This window comes from Lentzea sp. NPDC055074, from assembly GCF_053608005.1.
Genome location: NZ_JBSGUQ010000001.1, coordinates 308,547 through 324,926 on the forward strand (window position 1 = coordinate 308,547; position 16,380 = coordinate 324,926).

At 71.7% G+C, this 16,380-nt stretch carries 15 protein-coding genes and 1 pseudogene; 9 read left to right on the plus strand and 7 right to left on the minus strand.

Annotated elements, in window-relative coordinates:
- From ACWF7A_RS01555 to ACWF7A_RS01565, 3 genes and pseudogenes are all read right to left on the minus strand, one after another.
- A pseudogene (locus ACWF7A_RS01555) lies at positions 1-1,223 on the minus strand (hypothetical protein); the annotation flags it as partial.
- A 58-nt stretch (positions 1,224-1,281) separates the two neighbouring features.
- Positions 1,282-2,094, minus strand: a complete 813-nt coding sequence (locus tag ACWF7A_RS01560) for a hypothetical protein (protein ID WP_452248433.1) — start codon at positions 2,092-2,094, stop codon at positions 1,282-1,284.
- A gap of 184 nt (positions 2,095-2,278) precedes the next feature.
- Entirely contained in the window at positions 2,279-2,731 is a 453-nt protein-coding gene (locus ACWF7A_RS01565; protein ID WP_452248434.1) for a VOC family protein, read from the minus strand.
- Positions 2,732-2,793: 62 nt separating this feature from the next.
- On the opposite strand from ACWF7A_RS01565, the gene ACWF7A_RS01570 reads away from it, so the two are divergent.
- Positions 2,794-3,777 (plus strand): helix-turn-helix transcriptional regulator, encoded by a 984-nt coding sequence (locus tag ACWF7A_RS01570; protein ID WP_452248435.1) that lies wholly within the window; start codon positions 2,794-2,796, stop codon positions 3,775-3,777.
- On the opposite strand, the gene ACWF7A_RS01575 is transcribed toward ACWF7A_RS01570, so the two are convergent.
- Positions 3,762-4,724 carry a helix-turn-helix transcriptional regulator gene (locus ACWF7A_RS01575; protein ID WP_452248436.1) on the minus strand — a complete coding sequence of 321 codons (963 nt, stop codon included), beginning with the start codon at positions 4,722-4,724 and terminating at the stop codon, positions 3,762-3,764. The genes ACWF7A_RS01570 and ACWF7A_RS01575 overlap by 16 nt on opposite strands.
- 113 nt (positions 4,725-4,837) lie before the next feature.
- Here ACWF7A_RS01575 and ACWF7A_RS01580 point away from each other — a divergent pair, with 113 nt between their 5' ends.
- The 3 genes from ACWF7A_RS01580 (at position 4,838) to ACWF7A_RS01590 (ending at position 7,089) form a co-directional block, all read left to right on the plus strand.
- The gene (locus ACWF7A_RS01580; protein ID WP_452248437.1) at positions 4,838-5,209 is read left to right on the plus strand and encodes a nuclear transport factor 2 family protein; all 372 of its coding nucleotides are present in this window, start codon (positions 4,838-4,840) and stop codon (positions 5,207-5,209) included.
- 98 nt (positions 5,210-5,307) lie between these two features.
- The gene (locus ACWF7A_RS01585; RefSeq protein WP_452248438.1) at positions 5,308-6,591 is read left to right on the plus strand and encodes a cation:proton antiporter; all 1,284 of its coding nucleotides are present in this window, start codon (positions 5,308-5,310) and stop codon (positions 6,589-6,591) included.
- A gap of 297 nt (positions 6,592-6,888) precedes the next feature.
- On the plus strand, positions 6,889-7,089 hold the full coding sequence (locus ACWF7A_RS01590; protein ID WP_452248439.1) for a hypothetical protein: 201 nt from the start codon (positions 6,889-6,891) through the stop codon (positions 7,087-7,089).
- Here ACWF7A_RS01590 and ACWF7A_RS01595 read toward each other — a convergent pair.
- The gene (locus ACWF7A_RS01595) at positions 7,073-7,852 is read right to left on the minus strand and encodes an SDR family NAD(P)-dependent oxidoreductase (RefSeq protein ID WP_452248440.1); all 780 of its coding nucleotides are present in this window, start codon (positions 7,850-7,852) and stop codon (positions 7,073-7,075) included. The two genes, ACWF7A_RS01590 and ACWF7A_RS01595, sit on opposite strands and share 17 nt — an antisense overlap.
- Positions 7,853-7,909: 57 nt before the next feature.
- On the opposite strand from ACWF7A_RS01595, the gene ACWF7A_RS01600 reads away from it, so the two are divergent.
- Positions 7,910-8,470: a TetR/AcrR family transcriptional regulator gene (locus ACWF7A_RS01600; RefSeq protein WP_452248441.1), complete on the plus strand. Its 561-nt coding sequence runs from the start codon at positions 7,910-7,912 to the stop codon at positions 8,468-8,470.
- A 6-nt stretch (positions 8,471-8,476) separates the two neighbouring features.
- Here ACWF7A_RS01600 and ACWF7A_RS01605 read toward each other — a convergent pair whose 3' ends face one another.
- Positions 8,477-9,274 carry an SDR family NAD(P)-dependent oxidoreductase gene (locus tag ACWF7A_RS01605; protein ID WP_452248442.1) on the minus strand — a complete coding sequence of 266 codons (798 nt, stop codon included), beginning with the start codon at positions 9,272-9,274 and terminating at the stop codon, positions 8,477-8,479.
- 132 nt (positions 9,275-9,406) lie between these two features.
- Between ACWF7A_RS01605 and ACWF7A_RS01610 the strand changes: the two genes are divergently transcribed.
- From ACWF7A_RS01610 to ACWF7A_RS01620, 3 genes are all read left to right on the plus strand, one after another.
- Entirely contained in the window at positions 9,407-10,006 is a 600-nt protein-coding gene (locus ACWF7A_RS01610; RefSeq protein ID WP_452248443.1) for a TetR/AcrR family transcriptional regulator, read from the plus strand.
- 168 nt (positions 10,007-10,174) lie between these two features.
- Positions 10,175-11,215: a DUF1996 domain-containing protein gene (locus ACWF7A_RS01615; RefSeq protein ID WP_452248444.1), complete on the plus strand. Its 1,041-nt coding sequence runs from the start codon at positions 10,175-10,177 to the stop codon at positions 11,213-11,215.
- The gene (locus ACWF7A_RS01620; protein ID WP_452248445.1) at positions 11,215-11,727 is read left to right on the plus strand and encodes a DUF305 domain-containing protein; all 513 of its coding nucleotides are present in this window, start codon (positions 11,215-11,217) and stop codon (positions 11,725-11,727) included. The genes ACWF7A_RS01615 and ACWF7A_RS01620 overlap by 1 nt, the downstream gene beginning before the upstream one ends.
- 46 nt (positions 11,728-11,773) lie before the next feature.
- On the opposite strand, the gene ACWF7A_RS01625 is transcribed toward ACWF7A_RS01620, so the two are convergent.
- On the minus strand, positions 11,774-13,705 hold the full coding sequence (locus ACWF7A_RS01625) for a S8 family serine peptidase (protein ID WP_452248446.1): 1,932 nt from the start codon (positions 13,703-13,705) through the stop codon (positions 11,774-11,776).
- Between the two features lie 149 nt (positions 13,706-13,854).
- Between ACWF7A_RS01625 and ACWF7A_RS01630 the strand changes: the two genes are divergently transcribed.
- Positions 13,855-16,308: an ATP-binding protein gene (locus tag ACWF7A_RS01630; protein ID WP_452248447.1), complete on the plus strand. Its 2,454-nt coding sequence runs from the start codon at positions 13,855-13,857 to the stop codon at positions 16,306-16,308.
- The last annotated feature ends 72 nt before the right edge of the window (positions 16,309-16,380 follow it).

Genomic DNA, 16,380 nt, shown 5'->3' on the forward strand with positions numbered 1-16,380 from the left:
TTGTTCGAGCTGGTGGCGTTGCCGCCGTTGCCCGAGTTGCCGCCGTTGCCCGCGGTGGCCTCAGTGGAGCCGTTGTCGCTGTGCTTGCCCCACTTGCCGTGGTTCCAGGACTTCTTGCCCTGCTCGGTCACTGCCCAGGCGTTACCGCCGTCACCGGCCGGGCCGGAGTTGCCGCCCTTGGTGGCACTGTGGTTCCCCGCGTCACCGGTCGAGCCGGTGGCACCCGTGTCGCCGGAGTCGCCCGACGTCACGGTGGTCCAGGACTTGGTGCCGTGCCACGACTTTCCGTGGCCCTTGTCCGAACCGGTGGAACGCACGACGGCGGAGTTGCCGCCGGTGTCGCCCGAGTTCCCGGAGTTGCCCGAGTTGCCGGTCGTGGCGTTGTTCGAGCTGGTGGCGTTGCCGCCGTTGCCCGAGTTGCCGCCGTTGCCCGCGGTGGCCTCAGTGGAGCCGTTGTCGCTGTGCTTGCCCCACTTGTCGTGGTGGCCCCACTTCTGGTCCTTGCTCACGGCCTTGGCGTCGCCGCCGTCACCGGCGGGACCGGAGTTCCCACCCACGGTGTTGCTGTGGTTGGAAGCGTCACCGGTCGAGCCCGTCGCGCCCGTGTTCCCGGAGTCGCCCGAGCTCACGTTCGTGTGGCACTCGGCGAGCAGGCAGACGCCGTAGGCGCTGTTGCCACCGGTGTCACCCGAGTTGCCCGAGTTGCCGGAGTTGCCCGACCGCGCGGTGTTCGAGCTGGTGGCGTTGCCACCGTTGCCCGAGTTGCCACCGTTGCCCGCGTTCGCACCGGTGTTCTGGGTGCGCCCGGCCGCGGTGGCGTCGCCACCGTTGCCCGCGGCGCCGGAGTTGCCGCCCACCGTGGTGCTGTGGTTGGAGGCGTCACCGGTCGACCCGGTCGCGCCCGTGTTCCCGGAGTCGCCCGAGCTCACGTTGGTGTGGCACTCCGCCAGGACGCAGATGCCCGTGGCGCTGTTGCCACCGGTGTCGCCGGAGTTCCCGGAGTTGCCCGAGTTCCCGGACTGGGCGTTGTTCGAGCTGGTGGCGTTGCCGCCGTTGCCCGAGTTCCCGCCGTTGCCACCGTTCACGACCGAGTGCACGGCGTTGCTCACGTCGCCCAGGAGGCCGTTGCCACCTGTGTCCGCGCTCGCCATCGCCGTACCGAACAGGAGGAAGCCTCCCGAGAACGCTGCGGCCATCAGGCCGCGCCGTACGTAGCTGTGCATTGCCGAACCTTCCTGTCAATCAAGCTTGGTGATCTGCCGGCTTGGTTGTCAGGACTGTTCAACTGGGATGGTTCCGGCCGTAGTAGTAGCACCACGACCCGTGGACCTGGGGTTCCGAGCTCACAGCTGGAGAGCCGCCGTGCGCGTGGACTCCCGAGCCCGTGGGGAGATCGGACACCGCCGTGCCCGCCGATCCGTTCGACGAGACCGAACCCGTCGTGCCGGGCAAAGCGAAAGGCACGTCGGGCAGCGGTTGCTGCGGTGCCTCGATCGGTGGCGCCAAGTCAGGTGCGGAGATGTGTTGCCGCTGCGGAAGAACTGCCACCGCGGCACGGTCTGTCGGCACCACAGCGCGCGACTCCGGCACGACGGCCGGGGTCCACTGCGCGTCCGGCGCCTGTGCGACCGGCGGGGCCGGCGGCACGTCCGCCGGAGCGGAGGGCTGTGCCACCAACGGTTCCGCGACCCGCGTCACCAAAGGCACGTCCTGCACCGTCGCCACCACGGGGGTGAGCAGCGGTGCGGTGACGGGCCGGAGTGGTTCCAGCACCGGACCCGCGACCCGTACGACGGAATCGACGGTGGGAGCCAGCGGTGCCAGCAGCGGTGCGGTCACCGGTCGGGCGGCCTTCAGCGCCGGCTCGAGCACCGGATCGGCCACCGCGGTGACATCGCGCACCACCGGGGAGACCGTCCGGGTCACCGGTGCGACCGCGTCGGTCACCGGGGAGACGAGACCGGCGACGCCGCCCAGCAGGCCGGGCGAGTCGTCGTCGGCGCTCGCCACTCCCGCGGAGAGCAGACCGAACCCGATCAGGAACCCGGCCACACCGAGCGTGCGCCGCAGAACTGTGGAGCATGTCGACTTCATGTAATCACCCCCTTTCGACGAATCAACACCTGTCATCCGTGTATTCGGAGTCCCACAGGGGCCGGTTCACTCGAAAGTGGAGAAATTCTTTCGCCGCAGATCAACGCCATCAAAGAATTCGAAACATCTATTTACGACTACTTTGCGACATAATTCTGCCAGCTAGATGTCAACTCACAGTGACCTACGCCGCGACGCTCACGATCCAGGTGACGCCGAACCGGTCGGCGAGCATGCCGAAGCCGGGCGAGAACTGCGAGGGGCCGAACTTCTCGATGATCGTCGCGCCGTCGGCGAGCCCGTCCCAGACCGGGGTCAGCTCGTCGACGCTCTCCCCGCCGACGGAGAGGAAGAAGCGTTCCTCGGTGATGGTCGTGCCGTTCTCCCGGCGGGTCGTGGGTTCGCCGGCCGGGAGCGGTTCGGTCGCTCCGGGCACGTCGTAGGCGAGGACGCGGAACCCGTTGTCGGCGACGACCTCGCCGAACACGACGTTGCCCGAGCCGGGGACCTCGGCGGGCATGCCGAAGTCGCCATAGGTGACGACGTTGAGCTTTCCGCCGAAGACCGACCGGTAGAACTCGAGGGCCTCCCGGGCCTGGCCGCGGAAGTTGAGGTGGGTGACTGCGTTGAGTGCCATGAGAGAGACTCTGTCACCGGTAGCGGACAGGGAACGTCCTCTTCTCGTGCGAAGCTGAACGCATGCCGATCGCCGCGTCGACCACCACCTCGGGACGTCTGCTGTCGTTGCTGTCCCTGCTGCAGGTCCGCCGAGACTGGCCGGGCCTGCAGCTCGCGCAGCGGCTCGGCGTCAGCGAACGCACCGTGCGCCGCGACGTCGACCGGTTGCGCGAGCTCGGCTACCTCGTCCACGCCGTCAAAGGCCCCGATGGCGGTTATCGGCTCGAAGCCGGCGCTCAGGTGCCTCCACTGCTGTTCGACGAGGACCAGGCCGTCGCGCTCGCCGTGGCGTTGAAGATCGCCGTCGGCACCGGTGCGGGGATCGAGGAGGCCGCCGCACGGGCCCTGGCGACCGTGCGGCAGGTCATGCCGTCGCGGTTGCGGCAGCGGATCGACGCGCTGGAGATCGAACCGGCCGGGCGCGGCCCGCAGGTGGACACCGATCTGCTGCTCGCGCTGAGCACGGCCGTCCGCTCGTGCGAGGAGCTGCGGTTCGACTACCGCTCCCCCGGCCGCCCCGACTCCGACGGGCCACCGCGCCGGGTGCAACCGCACCACCTCGTGGTCCGGGCGGGCCGCTGGTACCTCGTCGGGTGGAGTCCGGACCGCGACGACTGGCGGACCTACCGCGCCGATCGGATGACCCTCCGCGTGCCGAACGGGCCGCGCTTCACACCCCGGCAGGTGCCCGGCGGCGACGTCGCGACGTTCCTGTCCGCCCGGTTCAAGGGGTCGGACGGCGCCGACGCCTGGCCGTGCCGCGGTGAGGTGGTCCTCGACCTGCCCCTCGCCGACGTGGCGCCGTTCGCGGGCGAGGACACCGCCGAGGAGGCCGGTCCCGGCCGGACCAGGCTGCTGGCAGGCGCGTGGTCGTGGGGCGCGCTCGCCGGGAGGCTGGCCCGTTTCGACGCCGACGTCGAGGTGATCGGGCCGCCGGAGCTGCGGGAGGCGTTCGCCGACCTGGCCCGGCGTGCCGCCCGCGCCGCCGGTCACCCCGGTTCGTAGAGGCCCACGATCGCCTTGGCCTGCCGCACCAGTGCCTGACGAGCCTCCTCGGGCGCGAGCACCTCGACGCCCGGCCCGAAGGCGAGCAGGGTCTCGGCGTTGCGCAGCGAGCGGAAGCGCAGGTCGACCTGGCTCCAGCCGGGCCTGGGACCCTCGACCGGGGTGGCGTCGGTGAGCTCGGCCTGGTGCACGCGCAGGAACAGGGGCAGGACGTCGTCGTCGACCAGGGCGGTGACGGCCACCGGGGAGGGCAGGTCGTCGATGCGGCGGCGCAGGACCTCCCACACGTCGTCGAGCCCGACACCCGCCCGGCGCTGGACGGGTTCGGCGAGGACGACGGCCGACCTGGTCCGGTCGACGCGGTAGAGATTCGGTTCGCCGCGGTGGTCCGCGACCAGGTACCAGACGCCTGCCTTGTTCGCGAGACCGTAGGGGTCGACCGTGTAGGTGCGGACCCGGTTGTCACGGCCGTGCCGGTAGCGCAGCCGCAGCCGCCAGTCTCCGAACACGGCCCGCTGGAAGACGTCGAGGTCCGGGGCCTCCGGCGCGCCGCGCCAGCGGACGGGATCGATCAGCACGCGCCTGCTGGTCAGGTCCGCGCCGTCCCGGTGCGGCGCGGGCAGCGCGGCCATGACCTTGCGCAACGCCGAACCCAGGGCACGACCGAGGCCCAGGTCGGCGTGGGCGGAGCCGGCCAGCACCACGAACAGGGCGCGGGACTCGTCGGCGGTCAGGCCGGTGACGTCGGTGTGGTAGCCCGGCAGCAGGGCGATGCCGCCTTGCGGGCCGCGGACGGTGTAGACGGGCACGCCCGCCGCCGACAGGGCCTCGAAGTCGCGCATGATCGTGCGGGCAGAGACCTCCAGGCGCGCGGCCAGGTCGGCCGCGGACAGCTGCCCGTGGGTCTGCAGGAGCAGCAGGATCGACAGCAGGCGGTCGGACTTCATGGCTGGAAATCTCCTCCCCGTACATGACAGAAGATGTCATATAGGGCGGGCGAGACTTCGGTCATCGGGTCGCGACGAGCGCGACCCGGCCCGAGGAAAAGGACATCTCCACCATGACCTCCACCACCGGTGCCGCCCTGACCATCGCCCGCGACTACGTCGAGGCCTGGACCAGCGGTGACGCCGAGAAGGCGCTCAGCCTCGTCGCCGACGACGTCGTCTGCGTGGCCCCCAGCGGGCGGATCGAGGGCATCGACGGCTACCGCCGGTTCCTGGCGCCGTTCGTGGGCACGCTCGTCCGCGGCGAGGTCGTCGACGTGCTCGGCCACGACACCCGCGCGGTGACCGTGTACTCCGTCGACCTGCCGTTCGTGCGGAACCTGCACGGCGCCGAGCACCTCACCGTCACCGACGGCCGGATCAGCCACGTCGTGAGCATGTTCGACATGTCGCCGATGCTCGCGGCCCGCGCCGCCCAGGGCTGACCGGCCGGGGCCCGGCGTCCTCGACGAACTCGGCGCGGGCCCAGTTTGCGGTCCGGTCTGCCGGGTACCTGGACAGTTCTTCGTCAGGAGGCCGACCAGTGGATCCAGGACCGCTGCTGTACGCCGGTGCGGGTCTGGCCACTCTCGCCGCCGCGCTGCTGCCCAGGTTGCTCGACCGGGCGCCCGTCTCGATGCCGATGCTCTTCCTCGGCGCGGGCGCCCTGACGTTCACGGTGGCCGGGCCGCTGCCCGATCCCGACCCCGTCGAGCACAGCGGGGTGCTCCTGCACCTCACCGAGATCTGCGTGATCGTCTCGCTGATGGGCGCGGGCCTCGCGCTGAACCGCCAGGTCAGCCTCCGCGGGTGGGCCAGCACCTGGCGGCTGCTCGCCATCACCATGCCGCTGTCCATGCTCGCCGTCGGCCTGCTCGGCTGGGGCGCGCTGGGCCTCGGCGTCGGGGCGTCCGTGCTGCTCGCCGCCGCGCTCGCGCCCACCGACCCGGTGCTCGCGAGCGAGGTCCAGGTCGCCGAGCCCGCCGAGAACCCGGACTCCGACGAGGACGAGGCGAGGTTCGCGCTCACCTCGGAGGCGGGCCTGAACGACGGGCTGGCGTTCCCGTTCACCTACGCCGCCATCGCGATCAGCGTCGCCGGGGTGGCGCCGTCAGGGTGGTTCGGGCACTGGCTCCTGGTGGACGTGCTGTGGCGGCTCGCGGCGGCCGTCGCGATCGGCCTGCTCATCGGGTGGGCGCTCGGCAAGCTGTTCTTCTCGGCCCCGTCGGAGAAGTTCCGGCTGGCCGAGCACGCCGAGGGTTTCGTGGCGCTGGCCGCGACCTTCCTCGCCTATGGCGTCACCGAACTGGTCGAGGGCTACGGGTTCATCGCGGTCTTCGTGTGCGCGTGCGCGATCCGGGCGGGCGAACGCCGCCACGGCTACCACCAGGTCCTGCACCGCTACATCGAGCAGGCCGAGCGCATGCTCACGGTGCTGATCGTGTTCCTGCTCGGCGGCGCCGCGGCCACCGGGCTGCTGTCCGGCGTCGGCTGGACGGAGATCCTCGTCGCCGCGGTGGTGCTGCTGGTCGTGCGGCCGCTCGCGGGGTGGATAGGCCTGCTCGGCGGCAGGACCGGTCCGCGCGAACGGACCGTCGTCGCCTTCTTCGGGGTGCGCGGCGTCGGGTCGTTGTTCTACCTCGTATACGCACTGCAGAAGGGCGAGTTCCCCGAGCAGGACGCGCTGTGGCAGATCGTCGGGCTCGTCGTGATCGGCTCGGTCCTCCTGCACGGCCTGTCCGCGTCCCCCGTCATGTGGCTGCTCGACCGGAAGCGGAACCAGAAGGCCGAGGCGCAGCACGAGGAATCCGCCGACACCCACGTGTGAGCGTCAGCGGCCGTTCGGGGAGTCCAGGCTGCCCGCGAACTCTGCGGGGAGCGTCCCAGCGCGAAGCCTCACCGAGCCGTTCCGGCAGCTCGGCCGACCCCGGACGGTCCACGAAGGACGGAAAGCGCTCAGCTGCCCAGCCGGACGGGGACGCGCGGTTGTACCTGAACGCGCCGGACGAGGGCTGGGCGACCACCATCCGCGCCGTCGCGGCGCTGGAGGAGAAGGTGATCCAGGCGTCCGGAGCCATGCTGCGCCTGGGTGTTCTCCGCGGACCCGGCAGGCAGTACGCCCCGGATGGAGCGGTCGGCGCGGCCCTCGGACGCCGGCGGGATCACGTCATTCGTTCACGTCCACGTCGAGGACGCGGCGCGGGCGACGCCGCAGGCCGTCGAGTCCGCGGTGCGCGGCGCCTCGAACGAGCGCGCCCGCCAGGCGCTGGGCTGGAAGCCGCGCTTCCCCGACTGGCATGCGGGCAGCGTCAGACGACCGACCTGACCGTGCCGCCGTCGACGCGGATCGTCGCGCCGCTGATGTAGTCGGCGTGCGAGCTCGCGAGGTAGGCCACCGCACCGGCGATCTCCTCGGGGCGGCCGAACCGGCCGACGTCGTTGGGCACCAGCGCGGAGACGGCGTTGCGCTCGATCTCCTCCCAGGACTCGCCCCACCCGTTGGCCGGAGCCTGCTTGGTCAGCCAGGCCTCGACCGAGTCGACCATGATCGCGCCCGGCGACACCACGTTCGACGTGACGCCGGTGTCCGCCAGGTCGCGCGCGAGCGAGACCGCGAGGGTGTGCCGGGCCGCCAGGGTCGCGCTGTAGTGCGGCTGGACCGCGATCGGCTGTGCGCCGAGGCCACCGCCGATCTGGATCACCCGGCCCCAGCCGCGGGCGCGCATGCCGGGCACGAGGCGCTGGATCATCCGGACCGCGGAGATCACGTTGGCCTCGTAGATCTCCCGCCACTCCCGCGGCGTCGCGTCCTGCCAGCCGGTGTGGGCGTAGCCGCCGGCGTTGTTGACCAGCACGTCCACCTCACCGGCGACCGCGGCCACCGCGTCCGCGCCGGCATCGGTGGCCAGGTCGCCGATCGCCGTCGCGGCGGCGCCGATGTCCGCCGCGACGGCCCGGGCCCTGGCCTCGTCACGGCCGTGCACGACGACGTCCGCTCCTTCGGCGGCCAGCAGTCGTGCGATCGCCTCACCGAGGCCCGAGCTCGAGCCCGTGACCAGGGCGCGCTTGCCCTTCAGGTTCAGTTCCACCACGTTCTCCACATGTCTACAGTCGTATACTTCGCTTCGAAGTCTACACTCGTATACATGAGTTCCGCACACCACCGAGATGCCGCCGCCACCCGAGCCGCGATCCTGCGCGCCGGCGTCGAGGCGTTCACCCGCTTCGGCTTCGACGGCGTCGGGGTCCGCGAGATCGCCCAGGCGGCCGGAGTCAGCGCGATGCTGGTCAACCGCTACTTCGGTTCCAAGGAGGGGCTCTTCACCGAGGTCGTGGAGGTGTCGATGACCGACCGCACGGTGCTCGGCGGTGACCCGGCGACCCTGGCCCGCGACATCGCCGCCGCCCTGGTCCGCCGCACCGCGCCCGCCGCGGACGACCTCTCGCCGTTCCTGCTGATGCTCAGGTCCGCGGCCAACCCGCGCGCCGCCGAGATCCTGCGGGAGAACATCGAACGGCACGTCGAGGCGCACCTGTACGAGGTGGCGCCGGACACCCGCGGCACCGACCGCGCTGCGGTGGTGCTGTCGGTGATCGCGGGGTTCTGGCTGTTGCGCAAGGTGATCGGCAGCAGCGCGTTGAACGGGACCGACGAGGAGACGCTCGAGGCCACCCTGAGGCGGCTCTTCGCAGCGCTGCTCCCGTAGCGCCCGTCAGACGACCTTGGTCGAGCCGGCGTCGACGGCCCAGTTCGAGCCCATCACGCTCGGCATCGTCGGCGAGGACAGCAGCAGCACGGCGCGGGCGATCTCGTCCGGCTCGATCATCCGGCCGGTCAGCATGCCGAGTTCCTTGGGCAGCCCACCCAGCAACGTGGCGTGCTCGACGCCGAAAGCCCCCGCCACCTGCGAGATGTAGCCGCCGTCACCCTCGATGCTGAAGGTGCGCGTGAGCGACGGCGAGACCGCGTTGACGCGCACGCCCTCCGGCCCCACCCGTTCGGCGAGAGCCCGCGTGAACATGTTCAGCGACGACTTGGCCGCCGCGTAGGGCAGCGGGGTGGCGCCGGGAGCGCCGATGCGCCGGGCGGTGTCGGAGCTGATGTTGACAATGGCGCCCTTGGCCTCGACCAACGCCGGGAGCGCGGCGCGCGTGACCCGCACGGCGGAGTGCAGGTTCATCTCGAAGACGTCCCGCCAGATCTGGTCGTCGCCGTCGAGGACGCTGCCGAGCGACCCCTCGGGCAACGTGCCGCCGCCCGCGTTGTTGACGAGCACGTCCAGCCTCGGGTCGGCGGTGAGGACGGCCTCGACCATCCGCTGCGGCCCGTCGGGCCCGGAGAGGTCCGCGGCCACGAAGGTCGCGCCGGTCGCTTCGAGCTCGGGCGTGCTGCGCCGCGACACCGCCGTGACCAGAGCGCCTTCCGCGACGAACGCCCGCACGACCGCGAGGCCGATGCCCTTGCTGGCACCCGTGACGAGCACGCGCTTGCCGTTGAGCTTCAGATCCATGGTTCCCCACCTCTGTGGTTCGACGTCTTGACTCCGCAAATGCAACACAAGAGTCTCACTTGTGTCAACAAGCGAGACATCACTGTCGCATTTAGGCTGATCGTTAGGCTGGGTCACCACCTTGGAGGTCAGATGAGCGCGCCCACCCCGCCCCGTCCCGTTCGCGCGGACGCCGAGCGCAACGTGACGCGCATCCTCGAGGCCGCCAAGATCGTCCTGGCCGAGGACCCGACCGCGTCGCTGGAACGGATCGCCGACGAGGCCGGGCTCGCCCGCGCCACCGTCCACCGCCGCTTCGCGTCCCGCAAAGCCCTGCTGGACGCGCTGTTCGCGCAGCTCGACGAGCAGTACCGGCGCGCGCTGCGGGAGGCCAAGGTCGACACCTCTCCCCCGCTCGTCGCCCTGCACCGCGTGACCGAGCTCGTCATCGAGATCAAGTTCAGCCACCGCCTGATCGTCGACGTCGTGAACGGGACGAACTCGGGCCACGGGTTCCTCAGCGACGAGGTGCAGGACGGGGCGAAGCTGCTCTTCTCCCGCCTGCACGCCGCGGGCACCATCACCGCCGCGTGCCCGTCGTGGTGCCTGCGCGTCTACCTGGCGATCCTCGACGTGGTGCACCAGCTCCCGCCCGGCGCGCCGGAACTGGGCGACGGCGACGACACGGCCGCGCGCACCGACCTCCAGGTGTCGACCGTCCTCGGCGCACTCGGCGGACCCGGTCCTCGGTAGACCGCCGCCGAAGATCTTCGAGATTTTTCTGTTATCCCCGGGCTCCCGGGACATCTCCTGGTCAGAAGAACCCCCTGACCGGCACGTGAGGTGTCCGGGCGATCCGGCGCCGTGAGCGACGACGTCCTCACCTCACCGCGCTGTCTCGCCCTGCCCGAAAGGATCTCAATGCCCCTCGCCTCCACTTCCAAGCTGCGGCGGCGCGTGTTCATCGCCGCCCTCGCCGTGGCGGGCGTCGCGGCGTCCGCGGTGACCGCGAACGCGATGTTCTTCACCCCGCCCGCCAAGCCGCAGGCGAGCCAGACGTCCTCGCCGACGGCCACGGCCACGGCCACGCCGACCAGCGCCGCGGGCACCACCACGCCCCCTCCGGCCGGCACGACCACCGCGCCCGCCGAGACGACGAAGGCCGCGGCCCCGCTCAAGCCCCAGGAGCCGATCCCGCCAAACGCGGTGCGCGTGGCGGAGTTCGTCGCCGAGTGCCCGTTCACGCACCGGCTCCCGGACGACCCGATCGTCCTGCCGAACCTCCCCGGCGCCTCGCACATGCACAGCTTCTTCGGCAACGACTCCACCAACGCCCACTCGGACGTCACGAGCCTGAGCAAGGCCAAGAGCACGTGCAGCCCGAAGGTCGACCTCTCGTCGTACTGGGTGCCGACGTTCCTGGTCGACGGCCAGCCCGTCGAACCGACCGGCACGACGTTCTACTACCTCGGCGAGGGCGTGCGCGACGACGTCACCGCGCGCATCCAGCCGTTGCCGTACGGCCTGCGCATCGTCGCGGGCAACGCCAAGGCCACCGCGCCGGACGACAGCACGAGGTCGCGCTGGTCCTGCCTGCACGCGGGCCACGTCGGGTCGTCGAAGGACTTCGTGAACTGCCCGGCCGGCACCATGATCGAGTCCTATCTGGACTTCCCGCAGTGCTGGAACGGCAAGGACCTCGACTCCGCCGACCACAAGAGCCACATGGCCTACCCGGTCGCCGGTGACTGCCCGTCCACGCACCCGGTGCCCGTGCCGAAGCTGCGCCAGGTCCTGCGCTACCCCGCGAGCGGCGACCCCGCCCGCTTCAAGCTGTCGTCCGGCCCCGGCTTCACCATGCACGGCGACTTCTTCAACGTGTGGCCGGAAGCCGAGATGGCACAACGAGTCCGCGACTGCATCAACCGGATCGTCAAGTGCGGGCCGGACGGCCGCCCGTAGTGCGAGCCCTCCTCATCGCCGCACTCCTGGTGGTGACGGGCTGCGGAGCGCCGGTCTCTCCGGCCGGCGCTCCCCCTGCCGACCTCGGCCCGACCGACCTGGCGTTCGCGGACCTGGTGATCCCGCAGAACGAGTCCGCGCTCGCCGCCCTGACCCTGGCCGAGAACCGGCCGGGCTCCGCGCTGCACCCGGTGGCGTCGCAGGTCTCGGCGCGCTACCGCGACGAGCTGGCGCAGGTGCGGGAGGTGCTCGCGCGGAGCGGCCGGCAGGAGAGCGACCAGCACGAGGGCCACGACATGCCCGGCATGATCACGGCCGCCGAGCTGGCCGCGGTCGGGTTCGCGCAGGGGGCCGAGTTCGACGAGCAGCTGAAGGCGTTGCTGCGCACGCAGTTCGAGGAGGCGCGCACGGTCGCGCGGGCGGAACAGGCGTCGGGCACGAGCCCGTCGCTGGTGGAGCTGAGCGCGCGCATCGACAGCACGCGCGCGGAGTTCCTGGCACTGCTGAAATGACCGGTGCCGCCCCCACGGGACGGCACCGGTCATCCGACCGCTCTACCTACGAGGCCAGCGGCTTGTCGCCCTGCACACCCCAGGCGACCGTGAACTGGTTGCGCACGAACCACTGCCCGGTCGACGGACGCCACACGGCCAGGTCCACGACCCCGTCGGCGTTGTAGTCACCGGGCACCGGGACGTCGCCCTGCTGCCCCCACTGCGTCGAGCTGACGCCGCGGACGTGCCACTCGCCGGTCGACGGACGCCAGACCGTCAGGTCGAAGCCGCCGTCACCGTCGTAGTCGCCGGGCACCGGCACGTCACCGCTCTGTCCCCAAGGGACGGACACGACGACACCGAACATCCCGATGTAGTGCCACGTTCCGGTCGACGGACGCCACACGGCCGCCTGCGCCGCGCCGTCACCGTCGAAGTCGAAGGGCACCGGAACGTCGCCCTGCTGACCCCACTGCTGCGTGAACTGACCGTGCACGAACCACTGCCCGGTCGACGGACGCCAGACCGCGACGTCCGTGATCTGGTCACCGTTGTAGTCGGCGGGCACGGGGATGTCGCCGGCCTGGCCCCACGCCACGGTGAACTGGCCGTGCACGAACCACTGGCCCGTGGACGGGCGCCACACCGCGATGTCGGACACGCCGTCGCCGTTGTAGTCACCCGGCACCGGGACGTCGCCCTGCTGGCCCCACTGGGGCGTGCTGATGTTGCGCACGAACCACTGGCCCGTCGACGGACGCCACACGGTGGTGTCCGTGCGCTGGTCGTCGTTGTAGTCGCCGTCCGGGCCGCCGAACGTGGCGCGCGAGTTGAGCAGCAGGTTCGGCGATCCGGGTCCGGGGTTCACGACGACGTCCTTGCGGGACCCCACGAACGCCATCTCGAACCACACCGTGGTCGGTGAGGCGTTCGGGCTGCGCTGCAGGTGCAGCGCGGCGACCCCGGCGGCGTGCGGAGCCGCCATCGACGTTCCGCTGAGCACCCTGGTCGCCGTGTCGCTCGTGTTCGACGCCGACGTGATGTCGTCGCCGGGCGCGAAGAGGTCCACGCACGTGCCGAAGTTGCTGCCCCCGCTCGACCAGTCGGTCGGCCGCACGTCGTTGCGGTCGGTCGCCCCGATGGTGATCGCGTTCGGCGCCCTCGCCGGTGAGGTCGTGCAGGCGTCGCGGTCCGAGTTGCCCGCGGCCACCGCGTACGTGATGCCCGAGGCGATCGACGCCTCGACCGCTCCGTCCAGCGCCGCGCTGGCGCCGCCGCCGAGGCTCATGTTCGCCACGGCCGGGCGCACCGCGTTCTGCGTCACCCAGTCGACACCGCTGATGACGCCGGCGGTGCTGCCGGTGCCGCCGCACGTGAGGACCTTGACCGCGACCAGCCGCACGGACTTCGCGACACCGTGGGTGGTGCCGCCGATCGTGCCCGCCACGTGGGTGCCGTGGCCGTTGCAGTCGGTGTTGTTGCCGTCCCCGGACGTGTTGGTGCCCCAGCTCGCACGACCGCCGAAGTCGGTGTGGGTCGTGCGGATGCCGGTGTCGATCACGTACGCACGCACGTTGCGCGCACCGGAACCGCTGGAGACGTACTGGCCGTTCGAGCGGCCGGTGATCTGGTCGAGCCGGTCGAGACCCCACAGCGCCGACGGCGTCGTCTGGGTCGCGTCCACGCTCATCTCGGCGTCCTGCTCGACGTAGGCGACCCTCGGGTCCGCCGCGATCCGCCGTGCGGCCGACTCGCTGGCTCCGAGGGAGAACCCGTGCAGCGCGTGCTGCCAGGTCTCTCCCACCTCACCGCCACCGTTCTTCGTGACGATGTCGGCCGCGGTGTCGGTCGTGCGCGCCTTCTCCGTGGCGCCTTCCTTGAGCACCACGACGTATCGGCCGGCGATGGTCTTCGCCCCCGCACCGACGCGGATCTCCCCCTCTGCCGCCATCGCGGGCGTGGTGAGCCCAGCCCCGGCGACCGCCGCGATGCTCAAGGTGAGCACCAGCCGGCGTCTTGATGAGTACGACAATTCCGTCCTCCCCACGAAATCCTGCCTTCCCCCTGCGGACATGTCCCCCGACGTCCGCTGACGACGATGCCGCCGGAAACGGGTGACAGCGAGGAAAACGGCCGGAGTTTCCGGTGAACTTCCGCTACGGTCGGCCGGTGCCGCCGGAGGGTTCCGCGTTCGCAGAGCTGCTGCGCCGCCATCGGGCGAACGCCGCGTTGAGCCAGATGGAGCTCGCGAAGCTCAGCGGGATCAGCGATCGCGCGCTGCGGGACCTGGAGCAGGGCAGGCGAAGACCGCGCGCGCAGTCCGTGCGGCTGATGGCCACGGCGTTGAAGCTCACCGGCGACGACCTCACCGCGTTCCTCGCCGCCGCAGGCCCGCGATCGGCGCCCGCCCGGTCCGCGCCACCGAGCACCGACGGCCTCGTCGGGCGCACGGACGAGCTGAGGTCGTTGCTGGACCTCGTGCTCCAGGCGCGCCACCGGCTGATCTCCATCACCGGCCCCGCAGGCGCCGGGAAGTCGCGCCTCGCCGCAGAACTGGCCGTGCTGCTGCACGGGCGCACCGACCTGATGGTGACGACGCTCGACCTGTCCGCCGTCACGGACGTCGCGCTCGTCGGCGACCTCGTGGCGGACGCGCTCGGCTGCGGTCCGTCCCGGCTCGCACCGCCGGACCGGGTGGCCGCGCACCTGCGGAACCGGCGGGTGGTGCTCGTGGTGGACCGGTTCGAGCAGCTGGTGGACGCCGCGGCGCAGCTGGCGGCGCTACCCCGCCGCTGTCCGGGGCTGACCGTGGTCGTCACGAGCCAGCGGCCGTTGCGGGTACGCGACGAACGGGTGCTCGCGCTGGCGGGGCTGCCTCCCGGCACGGCCGCCGAGCTCTTCGTCCGGCGCGCGCGGCTGGCCAGCCCGGGGTTCGCCGCGGACGACGACACCGCGGCGGCGATCGAGACCATCTGCCGCAAGGTCGACCACCTGCCCCTCGCGATCGAGCTGGCGGCGGGCTGGGTGCGCCTGATGCGCCCGGCCGATCTGGCCGAGCGGCTCACGCACCGGCTGCGGTACCTCACCGACGGGGCACGCGATCTGCCCGCGCGGCACCGTTCGTTGCGCACGGCGGTCGAGGCCACGCTGGAGCTCGTCACGCCAGGCGCGCGGGCCACGTTCGGACGGCTGGGCGGGTTCGACGGCGGTGTCCGGCTCGACGACCTGGAAACCGTGCTGGGACAGTCGTTGGCGGAGCTGACCGAGCTGGTCGACATCAACCTGGTGCGGATCACCCCGGACGGCTGGTCGTCGCGGTACACGCTGCCGGACACGGTCGCCGAGCTCGCCGCGGAACTGCTCGGCGCCTCCGGTGAGAGAGACGACGTCCGAAGACGGATCGCCTTGCACTACCTGGAAAGCCTGCGCGACGGCTCCACGGTGTTCGGCGCGCTCGACGCGGCCAACGTCCGTGCGTCGGTGCGGTGGGCGGCGTCCGAGGAACCCGCGCGGCTAGACGCGGACACCGCCATGGCACTGGTCCGCTACTACGAGTCCACCGGCCGCCTCGGCGAGGGCACGGAGCTGCTCGGCCAGGTGGGCGCCGACGCCGTCCCGGTGCTGCTGGTCCGGGCCGGTCAGCTGGCGGCGTTGCGCGGCGACCTGGAGGGAGCGGCCGACACGGCCCGGCGTGCGCTGGCCGCCGCGCCGGAGGACGACCACAGCACGCGCACCGCCGCACTGAGCCTGCTCGGCCTGGTCGCGGTGGAACAGGGCAAGCCCCGCGCGGCCATGACGCACCTGCGCACCGCGCTCGCCGCCGCCCGGCGCTCCGGCGACGACGCGATGCTCGGCCGCGTCCTCAACAACTTCTCGTCGGTGTTCGCCGAGATCGGCCGCCCGCAGGACGCGTTCCGGCAGCTGGAAGCCGCGCTGGCGGCCAAGAAACGCGCGGGCACCGGACCGGTGGACCTCGGCCGCACGCTGTTCAACCTCGCCTTCCTGGCGCTCGACCTCGGCGACACCGCCACCGCGGTCGGCCGCGCCGCCGAGGCCGTGCCCCTGCTCACGGCCGGCGGCCACACCCTGCTGGCCGCGCTGGCCGAGAGCACCGCGGCGCTGGCGTTGCTGGGCGAGGACCCCGCGGCGGCGTCCGAAGCCCTGCGACGCACCGACCGCCTGCTCGCGGAATCCTCCGGTGGCAACGGTAACGACCGCGTCGAGGCCACGGTCCACCTGCGCGCCAGCGTGGTCCGGCACGGGCTCGGTGACGCGGTCACGGCGTGGCGGGAGCTGGCCGGCACGCTGCGGATCTCGCTGACCCACACCACCCGCGACCGCGACGCGGTGGCGGAAGCCCTGGAACTGCACGCGAGGTACCTCTGCGCGCACGACCCCGCGGCCGCCACCGTGCTGCTGGGAGCGGGCGATCGGTTGCGGCGCAAGAAGATCACACCGTTCGTGACGGGTGCGCGGGATCATTCGGTCGCGGTCGCGTCGGCCTTGCTGGGACAGGACGGCTGGGCCGAGCACTTCGAGACGGGCCGGGCTCTCGACGACGCGGGACTCACGGCCTACCTCGACGGGCTCGCCGGGTAGCGCGGGCGAATATCGGTTGCCGCGCCCACCAGCGCGCTCCAGACTGGGCCGCCGACCTCAGGACCTGCGAAA

Excerpts from the sequence above, each read along its gene's own strand:
- ACWF7A_RS01610 (WP_452248443.1), top strand. The coding sequence starts at position 9,407 with ATGAGCGCGCCCACCCCGCCCCGTCCCGTTCGCGCGGACGCCGAGCGC.
- ACWF7A_RS01575 (WP_452248436.1), bottom strand. The coding sequence starts at position 4,724 with ATGAAGTCCGACCGCCTGCTGTCGATCCTGCTGCTCCTGCAGACCCAC.
- ACWF7A_RS01580 (WP_452248437.1), top strand. The coding sequence starts at position 4,838 with ATGACCTCCACCACCGGTGCCGCCCTGACCATCGCCCGCGACTACGTC.
- ACWF7A_RS01615 (WP_452248444.1), top strand. The coding sequence starts at position 10,175 with ATGCCCCTCGCCTCCACTTCCAAGCTGCGGCGGCGCGTGTTCATCGCC.
- ACWF7A_RS01590 (WP_452248439.1), top strand. The coding sequence starts at position 6,889 with ATGGAGCGGTCGGCGCGGCCCTCGGACGCCGGCGGGATCACGTCATTC.
- ACWF7A_RS01570 (WP_452248435.1), top strand. The coding sequence starts at position 2,794 with ATGCCGATCGCCGCGTCGACCACCACCTCGGGACGTCTGCTGTCGTTG.
- ACWF7A_RS01605 (WP_452248442.1), bottom strand. The coding sequence starts at position 9,274 with ATGGATCTGAAGCTCAACGGCAAGCGCGTGCTCGTCACGGGTGCCAGC.
- ACWF7A_RS01600 (WP_452248441.1), top strand. The coding sequence starts at position 7,910 with ATGAGTTCCGCACACCACCGAGATGCCGCCGCCACCCGAGCCGCGATC.
- ACWF7A_RS01560 (WP_452248433.1), bottom strand. The coding sequence starts at position 2,094 with ATGAAGTCGACATGCTCCACAGTTCTGCGGCGCACGCTCGGTGTGGCC.
- ACWF7A_RS01565 (WP_452248434.1), bottom strand. The coding sequence starts at position 2,731 with ATGGCACTCAACGCAGTCACCCACCTCAACTTCCGCGGCCAGGCCCGG.